Origin of the sequence: Bifidobacterium goeldii (assembly GCF_003951095.1) — a bacterium.
Taxonomy (GTDB): Bacteria; Actinomycetota; Actinomycetes; order Actinomycetales; family Bifidobacteriaceae; genus Bifidobacterium; species Bifidobacterium goeldii.
The window spans coordinates 43,740-56,809 of record NZ_QXGL01000007.1 but is presented as its reverse complement, the minus strand read 5'-3'; the positions used below and the strand labels follow the sequence as shown (position 1 = coordinate 56,809).

7 protein-coding genes and 1 tRNA gene are annotated in these 13,070 nt (G+C 56.3%); 4 read left to right on the top strand and 4 right to left on the bottom strand.

The window, feature by feature from the left end:
• Nucleotides 1–51 precede the first annotated feature (51 nt).
• On the bottom strand, nt 52–4,194 hold the full coding sequence (locus tag D2E25_RS09265) for an immunoglobulin-like domain-containing protein (RefSeq protein ID WP_125982101.1): 4,143 nt from the start codon (nt 4,192–4,194) through the stop codon (nt 52–54).
• A 203-nt stretch (nt 4,195–4,397) separates the two neighbouring features.
• On the opposite strand from D2E25_RS09265, the gene D2E25_RS09260 reads away from it, so the two are divergent.
• Nucleotides 4,398–4,667 carry a helix-turn-helix domain-containing protein gene (locus D2E25_RS09260; RefSeq protein ID WP_125982098.1) on the top strand — a complete coding sequence of 90 codons (270 nt, stop codon included), beginning with the start codon at nt 4,398–4,400 and terminating at the stop codon, nt 4,665–4,667.
• Between the two features lie 691 nt (nt 4,668–5,358).
• On the opposite strand, the gene D2E25_RS09255 is transcribed toward D2E25_RS09260, so the two are convergent.
• Nucleotides 5,359–5,443: transfer RNA gene (locus D2E25_RS09255), tRNA-Ser, on the bottom strand.
• A 223-nt stretch (nt 5,444–5,666) separates the two neighbouring features.
• Between D2E25_RS09255 and D2E25_RS09250 the strand changes: the two genes are divergently transcribed.
• On the top strand, nt 5,667–6,749 hold the full coding sequence (locus tag D2E25_RS09250) for a glycosyltransferase family 2 protein (protein WP_125982095.1): 1,083 nt from the start codon (nt 5,667–5,669) through the stop codon (nt 6,747–6,749).
• A 213-nt stretch (nt 6,750–6,962) separates the two neighbouring features.
• On the top strand, nt 6,963–8,609 hold the full coding sequence (locus tag D2E25_RS09245) for a glycoside hydrolase family 25 protein (protein ID WP_125982093.1): 1,647 nt from the start codon (nt 6,963–6,965) through the stop codon (nt 8,607–8,609).
• 79 nt (nt 8,610–8,688) lie between these two features.
• Here D2E25_RS09245 and D2E25_RS09240 read toward each other — a convergent pair whose 3' ends face one another.
• The gene (locus D2E25_RS09240) at nt 8,689–9,705 is read right to left on the bottom strand and encodes an FAD:protein FMN transferase (RefSeq protein WP_125982090.1); all 1,017 of its coding nucleotides are present in this window, start codon (nt 9,703–9,705) and stop codon (nt 8,689–8,691) included.
• A 250-nt stretch (nt 9,706–9,955) separates the two neighbouring features.
• On the opposite strand from D2E25_RS09240, the gene D2E25_RS09235 reads away from it, so the two are divergent.
• Nucleotides 9,956–11,386: an MFS transporter gene (locus tag D2E25_RS09235; RefSeq protein ID WP_125982088.1), complete on the top strand. Its 1,431-nt coding sequence runs from the start codon at nt 9,956–9,958 to the stop codon at nt 11,384–11,386.
• Between the two features lie 144 nt (nt 11,387–11,530).
• Here D2E25_RS09235 and D2E25_RS09230 read toward each other — a convergent pair whose 3' ends face one another.
• Nucleotides 11,531–12,787: a LacI family DNA-binding transcriptional regulator gene (locus D2E25_RS09230; protein WP_164514796.1), complete on the bottom strand. Its 1,257-nt coding sequence runs from the start codon at nt 12,785–12,787 to the stop codon at nt 11,531–11,533.
• Nucleotides 12,788–13,070 lie beyond the last annotated feature (283 nt).

The following is a 13,070-nucleotide window of genomic DNA, read 5'->3' as shown; positions in this document are numbered from 1 at the left end:
TTAAAGGAGATGTTCCGGGGTCTTGAAGGTTTACTGTCCAGTTATGCGCTGTCAGCGTTCCTCGGTCTTACGGCGACGCACTACTTCGATACCCGCGCCGGCTGCGAAGAGGGTGGCGGCGATCAGCACTGCGGCGGTAGCGTCCACACCAGTGGAGGCCAGCTTCTTACCGTAGGTATAGATGACCGCGTTCTTATCGCTCGGGTCGTTTTCGACCTTCGGGGTTCCCGGCAGGGTGTTGGTGTTCGGAGTCTGGGTATTGGTAGTGTTCCCCGAGCTGCTGCCATTGTTGGTAGTGGAACCGCCATTGTTGGTGTTTCCGCCATTCTCAGTGTTCCCACCGTTGTTCTCAGTGTTGCCGCTGTTGTTCTTCGCCTTGACGATGACCACTCGTGTCGCTGTGGTTACATTTCCTGCGGCGTCGGTGATCGTGTAGGTGAGGGTGTAGGTTCCGGGGGTGTTCACGTCAACCGAACCCGTGACCTTGATGTTCTTGGTCACATCACCATCGGTATTATCCGCAGCGGTAATACCCGCGAGGGCGTCGAACGCATCCCCGGCCGTGATCTGCACGTCACCCACGCCAGTAAACACCGGAGCAGTCGTATCCGCAGGCTTGTCGGGAGTGGTGGGCTTGTCAGGGTTAGTGGGCTTAGCCTTGACGGTGACCACTCGCGTAACCGTGGTGGCGTTGCCCGCAGCGTCAACAACCGTGTAGGTGAGCTGGTACGAACCCGGGGTATTCACATCGACCGTGCCGGAGACCGTGACCTTGCCGGTCAGATCGCCATCCACATCATCCGAAGCCGTAATACCAGCAAGCGGGTTGAACGCATCACCCTGAGTAATCTCAGTGGCAGTCGCTCCGGTAATGGTGGGCTTGGTGACGTCAGTCGGCTTGTCAGGCGTGGTTTCCTTCGCCTTGATGGTAACCGTTCGCGTCACAGTGGTCTTGTTGCCGGCCTTATCGACAGCCGTGTAGGTCAGGGTGTAGGTTCCGGGGGTATTCACATTCACCGAACCAGTGACCGTAACCTGAACCGTGACATCAGTGTCATCCGTACCGGTAATACCCGCAAGAGCATCGAACGCATCCCCAGCCGTAATCTCCACATTCGCAGCACCAGAAATCACCGGTGCGGTCTTGTCAGCAGGCTTGTCAGGTTCAGTAGCCTTCGCCTTGACCGTGACCGTGCGAGTGACCGTTGCCACATTTCCAGCAGCATCCTTGGCCGTATAAGTCAGCGTGTAGGTTCCGGGGGTATTGACATCCACCGAACCGGAGACCGTAACCGTGACTACACCGTCCTTGGCATCCAGACCGCTCACGCCACTCATCGGGTTGAACGCATCACCCTGAGTAATCTCAGTGTTGGACGCTCCACTAATCACCGGCGCATCCTTATCAGCGGTGAGCTCATCGTACGCCTTCTGAGCAGCCGCGAGGTTCGCCTGTGCTTCGTTGAGCGCCTTCTGAGCATCCTCGACGGCCTTGAGTGCAGCGTCATTCGCAGCCACCGTATCCTGAGCGGTCTTCAGCGCCTTCTGAGCGGCTTCCAGCTTCGCCTTGGCCTCAGTAAGCTTCTTGACCTGCTCGTTGAGCTTCTCATACGCGACCCTGATGCGGGCGAGCTGTTCAGGCTGAATACCCGAAGCATCCTCCAGAGCCTTGAGATTGTCCGAAGCCGTCTTCAGAGCATCCGCGGCATCAGACGCACCCTGCTTGGCCTCACCAAGTGCCTTATCCGCAGCGGCCTTGTCACCCTGAGCCGTCTGGAGCGCCTTCTTAGCCTCAGTCAGGGTATTGGCGGCAGCGGTCTGCTTGGCTTGAGCCTCAGTGTACGCGGACTGTGCAGCATTCACCTTGTCCCGCAGGTCGGTCAGCTTCTTCAGCTCATCCTTAGCGGCCTTGAGTTCATCGCTCTTCTGCTGGAGCGTCTGATCAGCGGTAACCTTCGCAGCCTGAGTGGCAGTGACCTTCGCCTCAGCCGCAGTGACCTTCTGATCAAGCTCATTGACCACGCCCTGCTGAGCCGCAATCTCACCGTTCTTCTGCGTGATCTGGATATTCACCTCATTGAGCTCGGTCTGGAGCTTCTCGATTGCAGCCTGATCACCCTCGGAAGGTTCACCATGCTCCTTGACCCACTGATCATACGCACCCTGAGCCGAATCAAGAGCACCCTTCAGCACCTGCGCCTGAGCGACCAGCTGATCACGCTCACCGACCTTCTGGTTATACTCAGCCTGCTTCTTCCCAGTCTCAGTGGTAGCAGTCTCAGCGGCCTTCTGTGCTTCCTCAGCCTTCGCCTTCGCTTCAGCATATTCAGCGGGCGCGTTCTTCAGTGAGTTCTCATACTCATCGAGCATGGCCTTGAATTCCGCGACCGTGTATCGCTTGTCGGAGCCGTTGAAGTTCTTGTGGTAGTTGCTGTACTCGAACTGCTGAGTGCCCGTAGCGAAGCCCTTGGCGGTGGAGTTGTAGTTGTCAATACCCATGGCGAAGCCGGTTGCGGTTACGTCGGATTCGACAATGTTGAGATAGTGACCGACTTCATGGGCGAGTGAATTCTGTCCGAGGTCGGTAAGGCAGCTCATACCCTTATAGCGGCAGGCTTCAATGGCCGGGTTGTTTGCCGCAGCCTGATTGAAAGTCTCCTTCTCAGCGGTGTACCAACCCTGAATGAAGGCGGAGTCGGCAGGGTTGTCATCGTTGTAGTAGGAGCGCACGATGTTTTCACCCAGTCCCCACTGTCGAGTGTCATACGTGTGGTCGTACTGGCCGGTCTGATTCAGCATGTATGACGTGTTCTCATTGTTGCCCGCCGCAGTGATCATGATCACATCGGAGATGAGAACCTCGGACTGTCCTTCCTGCGCACGCAGGGTATTGATGTACTCAATGTAGGCCAGGCTCTTACGCACGTTGGACAGGTTGAACGAGCTCGCTTCATCCTTCGGATTGACGAGTCCCTTGTTGACCCACTCTTGGAACTTCGGATCGGACTTAATCAGATTCTTCGCAGCATCCGACCCATTCTGTTCAATGAATCCAAGCAATCCCTTATCAATCTGCGCCTGTGCCGTATCCGCAGCCTGCTTCTTTCCAGCCGCATCATCAGCAGCCTTCTGCGCTTCAGCCTTCTTAGCGGCCTCATCACTCTTCGCAGAGTCCAACGCATTCTTGGCATCGGTCACAGCCTGTTCCGCCGTGTTGACTTCAGCCTGCTTGGCATCATACTTGGCCTGTGCATCCGCGAGTTCCTGCTTGAGCTTAATACCCTCAGCATCAGAGTTGGCATTGTCGAGCTGCTTCTGGAGGTCATCACGCTTGGTCTTGAGCGCATCCAGTTCAGAGTTGAGGGTATTGAGCTTATCTTTGGCCTCATCCCGCTTCTGCACCGCCTCAGTCTTCTCAGCCGTAGCATCGGAAGCAGCCTTGTCCGCCGCATCCGCATCCTTCTGCGCCTGTTCAACCTGCGGAGTCACCGTATTCACGGTATCCTGCACCTGCTGAATCTTCTCATCCGTGGCCCCGGCATCAGCAGCATTCTTCTGAGCCTCAGTCAGGGTATTCTTCGCAGCGTTAGCATTCGCATCCGCCGCATCCGCATCCTTCTGAGCAGCGTCAACCTTGTTCTGTGCGTCGGTTTCCTTCTGAGCAGCGTCATCAGCCGTCTTCTGCGCTTCAGTCACCTTCGCATCCGCCGCAGCCTTATTCGCCTCAGCCTTGGTCACTTCATCCGCAGCCTGCCCCATCTCAGGCGTGTACTCACCAGACGCATCACCCTTAGCCTGATCGTATTCGGACTGTGCCGCGTCCTTGTCCTTCTGCGCCTGATCAACCTCACCCTGAGCCTGATCGACCTCAGCCTGCTTGTCGGTCACATTCTGCTTGGCCGCGTCAACCTGTTCCTGAGTGGGAGCGTTCTTCTGTGCCTCATCAAGAGCAGCCTGCTTGTCAGCCACATCGGCCTTGGCATCATTCAGGTTCTTCTCGGCTTCGGAAACCGCGTCTTTGGTGACGGTGTTCTGGTTGGGGTCTGCCGGCTGGGTATTCGCGGTGACGTCATCGGCCATCGCATTCGGCGCCACCATGCCAGACAACACCACCGTCGTCACAGCAGCAGTAGCCAACTTCTTATAATCCGGTGTCTTCTTGATCTTCCGACGAGCATGACGAGCCGTAGCCATAGCCCCAGTCCCTTCTTCTAAGGAATGCCATTCTTAGAAGCTTCGACATCATCGTCGGCCATCGGAATACCCGCGCCGCGAGGCATCTCCACTTCTTCTCCGCGAATACCCCTGCTAGAGGTTTCGTTATGGCCTTGAGCATACCGCTCGATAGCTACATTTATGTAGTCACATAAATGTAGCTCTGGGGTTGGCTTAGACATATGACCGACCATGACACCGCTACCGATTGGGCGAAGTACTCCCAAGAGCTCGGCTTCACCCTTCGTCGGTTACGTGGGGCTCGTGGGTTCAGTCAGGAACGAGTCGCGTCCGATGCGGGAATGTCGAAGGTGCAGTATCAGCGATTGGAAGGTCTGGGCGGAGCTCCTTCGAACCCCACCATCAAGACACTGATCGCCGTGGCCGAGGTTCTCGACGTCTCGATCGGAGACTTGGTGCCGCAGCCGTGGCCTGATCTGCGAGCCAGATAGATATAAGGAATACTTTGTGGTTGAGAAGTGTCAGCGGATTACGCGCTCTATAAATAGCGGAGAAACGGCTTCATCGCAGGCGTGAGAGGAATACCCGGAGTCTGGTGCAATCGGATTCTTTGGGACTTTTGAGCTGCTCTACTGGGCGGTACAGTCGGTTTTCCTAAGACATTTGAAATTCAATAAAGTCTTTTATATATATCTATATATACGCTCAGACTCAACTGCCGTGCGCCCGTTAGCTGGGTGTTCTTTGCTGACCTGGCTTACATCCAGTCCGCCTTTGGAGATCCAGACACACTATATTGATAGCAGCGATCGATGGCCCGTCAGGGACATCGATTCCTTATTGTCGTGACATTTTTGCGACTAATAGTTTATTACCGCGGTTTTCCGATGCGCGGGACCGGTCGGAGCGTGAGGTGGTCTCGCAGCGGGCAGGGGATAGGCGAACGACTCGAATGAGGTTATTTCTGGAGTCAGAGACATTCGAAGATTTAGCGATGAGCGTAACCGGATGGGCTATCCTCGATTTTCGCCATACCGCGACACGCCCGGGCCGGGAAAATACCTTGAAAAGAGCGGTAGGAAGCGGGATAACAGTAAGCCGATAGACTAAAAAGTAGCCAACTAATAACCCTAAAAACAACCCGCACGGGCGAAACCCTTTGAAAAATAAGGGTTTCTAGAGCGGAGGATACGAGATTCGAACTCGTGAGGCTGTTACACCAACACGCTTTCCAAGCGTGCGCCATAGACCACTAGGCGAATCCTCCATTTGCCGTTTGCTAGCACCCGTAGGCTCTAACAGACAACTCGAAGAGAATACCACAGGATCATGGACAAGCAAAACGGATTTGCGCGCGGTGTGTCGCGCTGTGATACAAGTACAACGAAAAGCTCGGTAAAAAATGCAGCGAAAGATTGCTTGAAGCCTCGTGAACGCTCGGCAAAAAGCCGCAAAAGCACTCCTCCATAATCAGTGCAAGAATGGAGGGCATGACTACAACGCCGAAGAATCCTCAGGAACCGCTCCGCGCCGAATCTACGCCCGTAACCTCCGCACCCGCGCGTAAGCACGCGAAGAACCCGTTCGACAAGCTCGCCATCGTCGTGGTGACCTACAAGCGTCAGCAGCTGCTCACCGTACTGCTCGACTCTATTGAGCATCTCGAAATCGCCCCGTGGCGCATTGTCATCGTCGACAATGAGCACTCTGACGAGACCAAGGCGATGATCGACGAATTCCGCAGCACAATCACTACGCAGTGGGGCACTACTGTTGCTGATCGTTCCGGCAACGAAAACCGCGTAGTCTACGCGCCACAAACCGACAATCTCGGCGGCGCAGGCGGTTTCTCCGCCGGCGTGAAAAAAGCGTACGAACTCGGCGCGGAATGGTTCTGGGTAATGGACGACGATGTCGCCGTAGAACCTGACGGCCTCAACAAACTTGCCAAGTGGGCTGACAAGCATGATGTCATTCAGGGAAGCCGCTACGACTACGATGGTGGCCCGTTCTACTGGCAGTACGATTTCATCGTGCCGCTCGGCATCCCGAACCCGATCGCGCCCGCCGCGTTCGGTCCCGCTGGCTACCGCGTTATGAACACGCTGTGCTTCGAAGGTGGCCTATTCCGCCGTCGCGTTGTTGATCAAATTGGCTTCCCGGATCCGCGCTTCTTTATCTACTGGGATGACACGATGTACGGCTACCTCGCCAGCAAAGTCACCAACCCGATCGTTGTGCCGGACGTGGTATTGCGCCGCACGCGCGAAATTGGTAACTGGGATATTGCCGGCCTGCGCCAGCTCAACTCCACGTCGGACATGAACCGCTACCACATCATGCGCAATCGCGGTTACATGGCCCGCTACTTCATGGCGCACGGCGACTATCGTCCGTTCCTGTTCGGTCTCGGCACGCTTGCCACGTTCGCAAAAGAGCTGATTCGCCTAGTGGCAGTTGATCGTGAACATGTGCGCACGGGCGTGGCGAAACTGGTCAAAGGTTGGCTTGATTCGCGCAAGCTCATGCACGATCAGCATTGGCAGCCGATGCCGCCGCTGCAGTCGAAGTAAACGCACGCCGGCGAAATTTGCTGGCGAAGTTGTCATCATTCTGCAAGTATTGCCCGCCTGCCCGCGGTGGTTGTGCCGCGGGCCATTAGGCTGAAGGAAGTGCGTCGACCATCTTTCCTCGTTGTATATTGCGCTGGTATGCGGGTGGATGCTGTCGGCGTGTGTGATGCTGGCGGAAGACGCTGGGTGCCGGCTTGCGTTTGAGGAGAAAAGATGGCTTCGTCGAGGTTTACGGTTGGTGTTGCGTCGATTGTGTCAGTGGCGTTGCTGTGCGCGGTGGGGGCTGCGCCGGCACACGCGTTGACCGATGTGAATTTAGATGCTGTGGCAGCTCAGAGTGACAGTGGTATCACGCTGACGTTGAATAGTCAGTCGGTGGCTGATAATGCAGCTGAAGCAATGCCGGACAATCCAACCAAGGATCTTCCAGATTCGGTGAGCAGCAAAATTTCTGATGATGCCACCGTTGTCTCCGAGGACTATGCACTCACTGAAGACGGTGAACTCAAAGAACTTTCCACTGGCAAAACCGTGACTGATCCGACGCTGGTTGGTACCGCAACCACGCAGCCTGATCCGCTGGCAAAAACTAATGGTGAATCATTTATCCCCGTATCTGTTGGTGAAGTGCGCGACGCGATGAGCGAAACAGGCGATAGTGCAAGTGCTAGTGCTGCGGGTTCAGCTACTAGCTCAGCTTCCAAAACTGACGGTGTGGTGCGCTTCACTGCACTGCAAGGCAACGAATATGGGGCCTACTGGGGTACGTTTAACGGCACGTCCGCATTCTTCAATAAGAGCGGCAAACTGTTCGCTCAGCAGGCCAAGGGCGTTGTGGATGTTTCCGCATGGCAGCAGAACATTGACTGGGAGGCTGCTCAGCGCGCTGGCGTTGAGGGTGCGATTATCCGTCTCGGCTACGGCTGGGAAAATGCGATCGATAATCAGGCGATTTATAACATCAAGGAATGCAAGCGACTGGGTATTCCATTTGGCGTCTACTGGTATTCATACGCATATGATGCACGTTTTGGTGCTGGCGAAGGCAAGGATGTTGTTGAGAAATTGAAGGAAGCTGGTGTGGAGCCTAGCGACCTTTCGTACCCGATCTATTACGATCTCGAAGCGTATTCGTGGGCGGCTCATCCGCATCCCACTAAGCCGGCAGTCTACGAGGAGATTGTCAACGCGTGGTACGCGCAGTTGCAGGCCGCTGGGTACACGAATCTTGGTGTGTACTCGTATACGAGCTATCTAAACTCTGCGCTGAAATCGTCGATGATTTACGAGAAAACCAGCTGGGTTGCGCAGTACGGTCCCACTATGCAGTTCGACTCTTTTGGTAGTAACGAGCGCGGTTGGCAGTACACCAGCCAAGGTGCAGTGAATGGTATTCCGGGCGCGGTGGATTTGAACGCTTTTGGTAATGCGCAAATCTGTGGTGGTGGCTCCTCGGGCAATACGGTGGCGATCTGCCGCGTATACAACCCGAATAGCGGTTTGCATCATTACACTGCCTCGTATGATGAAGCGGTCATGCTGGTTGCTGCTGGCTGGCGCGATGAGGGTGCCGCGTTCAAAGTCGGTAAGTCTGGCACGCCTGTATACCGCGAATATAATCCGAACGACGGCAACCATAATTGGACGATGAGTGGCGGCGAACACGCGCAGCTGGTTGCCCTTGGTTGGCACGATGAAGGTACGTCTTGGTACGTGTCTTCCAGCGATCCGGTGGCGGTGTACCGCTTGTACAATCCGAACAGCGGTGAGCATATTTACACCACGTCATACGGCGAATACGAAGCGGTTGGCGCAGCTGGCTGGCGACAGGAAGGCGTGGCCTGGAAGGCGCGCTCGTAGTTCGTCGGAACGCGTGTATTCACGTTTGTTTGCACTGTGTGCGTGAAGATTAGTGAAGATTAGTGAAGATTAGTGAAGATTAGTGGGTGAAGAATTCCCCGGGGAAGCGCTTGCTCGCTGCTGCTGTGTTATCGGCACGTAGCAGTGCGCATGCGAACGATCCGTCAGGGAAAGCTGCAGCGAGTTGATTGGGATGAGCGACGAACAGTGCGGTTGCAAGACCATCGGCCATTGCTGTGGGGTAGTGGGTGATATTGCTGCTGCCGTTGTGCTGGCTGGTTTCGGTTGTGCTGGCCGTCGATAGTGTTTCGACCGGTGCGTAAACCCACGTGGCGTGCACATCGTGTACCGGGCGGCCGTCGATGGCGTTGAGCAAATGATGAAGTTCGTGTGCTTCCGCGTCTTGCCAATGGCGACGGCTCGGAGCGGAAGCGCAGAACGCGCCGGTTGTTATGTGCGCAATCCCAACAGCATTGGCAGTATTGCGCGGATCTTCTAGTGCGATGGTGATCGGCTCGGCTGAGTGAATGCGCAGATCGCCGCCTGCGTTGATCACGAATTCACGATAGTTCGCTGCACGCAATCGTTGTGCGATGAGATCAACGCAATAGCCCTTACCGCAGGCGCCAAAATCCAAATACACCGGGCAATGAGTGATCAGCGTCGTGCCATGCTCGCTTTGCCGGGTTATGTCATTGCGCCACGTGGGGCGCCCATGCAAAGCACCAAGCTGGTTTGCGGCGCCCGGCTGCATAGTAAAGGTCAGCTTTGCATCGTAGCCAAGACGAATAAGATCTTCCCCAACACACGGGTCGATTGCGCCGTCAGTCGCTGTAACCAGTTGATCGTACAGGTCAAACAATCCAGCACACCAATCGGGAAAATCAAACTGCCCGCCGTGCGCTGCGCGGTTCATGCTACCGACGATTGAGTCTTGACGAAATCGAGATAGCGCGGCTTCATAGTGAGCGACGAATGAGCGGATGCCTGCAGCTGTGGTACTGGAAATTGCTTTCGATGAAGAGATGATCATGCCCGTGCCTAGGGCGTTCGGTAGATCGAACGTATACGGCATTCGTTCGGCAAGTGTGCTCATGCCTTTATCTTATGGGGTGCGAAAGGCTAGGTTGTCAGATTGATAGTCTGTCGGGCTGTTAGTGTGCATATCCGACTATTGTTAGTGTGCATATTCGGTCCAAGTGTGCATATCCGGACTATATTGATACCCCCTTAGCGTTGTAGGTAAGCCGGATATGCACACAAATGCAGAGGGCTCGTATACTGGGGAAGGTGACACAGTGTCAACGGTGGTGTCATTGGCATATGTCGGAACGAGGAGGTTCAAGATGGCCGGCAAATATGAGGTGTCAACGCAAGAATCTGGTCCAGAATCTAGTCCAGTACAACCGCGCGTGAAAGACCTTCCCACCGCCAAAGTATGGGCGTTCGCAGTTGGCCAATTCGGCTGGGCGCTCTTGAGTGGCATTATCTCTAACTGGCTCGTGTACTTTTACCAGCCAGACGCCGAAACCGTGGCACAAGGACAAACCATCTTCGTTCCACAAGGTCTGGTAATCCTCGGAATTGTCACCGTTGTAGGCGGTATTACCGCGTTCGCACGCTTCTTCGACGCGTTTATTGACCCCGCAGTCGCAAGCCTATCCGACCGCAGCAAATCACCGCGTGGCCGCCGCATCCCGTTCCTGCAGTTCGCCGCGCTGCCGCTCGCCATTGTCACCGTGCTCGTCTTCTGGAGCCCAGTGAACGGTACTAGCTGGCTCAACGCCGCGTTTTTGTTCGTGACGGTCATCGGCTACTACATTGCGCTCACGTTCTACTGCACGCCGTACAACGCGCTCATCGCCGAACTTGGTCACGATTCCAAGCAGCAGCTCAACATTTCCACGACTATTTCGTTCACGTTCATCGCCGGCACCGCGGTCGCTTACGTTGCGCCAGTGATCTGGGGTGCGTTCGTGCCCGGGCTTGGCCGTGTGAACGCCATTCGTGTCACGTTCACGATTCTGGCGGCGCTTGCATTCGTGTGCATGATTGTGCCGGTACTCGCCATCAACGAGCGCGAATACGTCGATTCCAAGCCAACCAGCGAAGATACGCTTACGTCGTTGAAGCAGACGTTCCGCGACCGCGAATTTGTGAAGTTTGTCAGCTCTGACATCGTCTACTGGGTGGCGATTACGATGTTTCAGACTGGATTGCCGTTCTTTGTGACGAGCTTGTTGAAACTGCCGGAAACTACCACGACGATTTATTTTGTGCTGATGACTGGCGTTTCCGTGCTGTTCTACTTGCCGGTGAACCTACTGGCCGGACGCGTGGGCAAGAAGCGTCTGATGTTGGTCGGTTTTGTGATTTTCACCTGCGCGTATGTGTTCGCTTCGCTGCTTGGTTCGGGCGTGCTGGGCGCAGTGCCGGCGATGGTGCAAGGTGTGATTTTGTCGGTTGCGTGCGCGGTGCCGATGGCTGTGTTCGGCATCCTGCCGCAGGCGGTGGTGGCGAATATTGCTGATGCAAGTTCAAAGACCACTGGTGAGGATCGTCAAGGCATGTTCTATGCGGCGCGCACGTTCGCGATGAAAATGGGTCAGAGCCTGTCGATGTTGCTGTTCACGGGCTTAAGCACGATCGGTGCTGCGTCCGGCTCTGGCGCGGGTTATCGCGCGGCGGCGGTGTGCGCAGCAGTGCTGTGCGGCGTCGGTGGCATTGTGTTCGCGTTCTACAACGAGCGCAAGGTGCTTACGGTGCTGGAAGCGTGAGGTTTTCCGCGCCCGTTTCCGGGCATACGGTCACTGTTTCCGGGCATACAGCCGGTTCAGACGCCCAAAGTGGCCGTATGCCCGGAAATAGCGACCGTGTGCCCGGGGGGTATGTTGGTGCGTCGGCGTGTTGCGCGGCAGGACTTAGTGGATGCGGGTTGCGCGGCCCAGTGTGGATTCGCGGGCGCGCAGGGTGAAAGGCGCCACATCGACGGTCGGCGCACTATCGGTACTGTTGGCGGCGGCGGTGCGCGTTGCGCTGGCGGCGTTGTTGTGGACGTTACCACCGTGAACGCCGTTGTTACCGCTGCCGCCGACGCCGACCGTGCCGCCAATGTTGCCACCATCGCCGCTATGATCGCCGTTGCGGGGTGCGCTGTCGTAGTCCGCGCCAGAATCCGCAGTATCGGTTCGGTTGAGCTGTTCCATGAGACGGCTGACGATCATATTGGCCATTGCGGTCATATCAATGTCGATTGTGGATAGGGATGGTGTGGCGATATCGCCGTAGGTGACGCCGTCGAAGCCGATGATCTTGACGTCGTCAGGCACCTGCAGACCGGCGTCTTCAAGCCCGCGGATTGCGCCGAGTGCGGCCACATCGGACATGCCGAAGATGCCGTCGAAGAGGAAATCGCCGTGCGCGCGTTCGGCCATTTCGCGAATCACTGTGCGCGTTAGCTCATACGTCCAGTCGACAGGCAGGCACTGCGCCGGCTCCAGCTCGAATCCGTGATCTCGCAGGGCCTGTGCTGCGCCGGCGACACGCAGTTCGCACACGGTACGCAGCGGGCGTGCGGCGGATGCAGAGTCGGAATCCGCGGCGATCGCGTCGATATCGTCAATGAACGTGCCACCGAGCAGTAGCGGCCGCCTGACACCCACTGACAGCAGGTGTGCGATCGCTTGATAGGCGCCCTCGTAGTTTGGTGTGTTTACAGTGGCCAGTTGCGGGTCGGGCGAGCAGTCGTCGATAAGGATTAGCGGGCGGCTTTGCGCGAGTGTGCGTGCCTCCGCGCCGCTGAGCTGCGGGGTGGCGAGGATAAGGCCATCGCAGAACAGGCTGTTGGTGCTGCTGAGCGCTGATTTCTCGCTTTCTGCTGAATACAGCGACTGGCGGATAAGCATCTGCATGCCGTTCGCCTCAGCGGCGCGCGAAACCTCTTTGGCGAGTTTGCTATAGAACGGCGAGTCGAGATCTTGGATGATGAATTCGAGGATGCCGTTGCGCCCGGAGCTGAGCGCTCGCGCAGCGAGATTCGTCTGATAGTTGAGTCGTTGCGCAGTTTGGATGATTCGCGCGCGCGTGGCCTCGCTGACATTGGATTTGCCGCGCAGTGCGTTCGATACGGTCATTTTCGATACGCCGGCCGCTCTCGCGATATCAAGTAGCGTCGCCATGCGTCTCTCCTCTCTCCGATCGTCGTGAACGTTTGAAAACGCTGTGATTCCAGTGATTTCCATGCGTTCGACGTCGTCGTGCATCGTCTCATTTGACAATTGTAGTGTACCGGTATACTATTTGGTTTACCGGTAAGTTTACCGGTAAATAAAAACCGGTGTTGGAAACAACGAAGTAGCACGTCGGCGATTCGGCAACGTCTGCCGATGCCGTCGAACTCAAGTCGATAGGCCGATGCCGGGGGCATGCGGTTGCAGTCGCATGACGGGAAGGCGTGGGGCC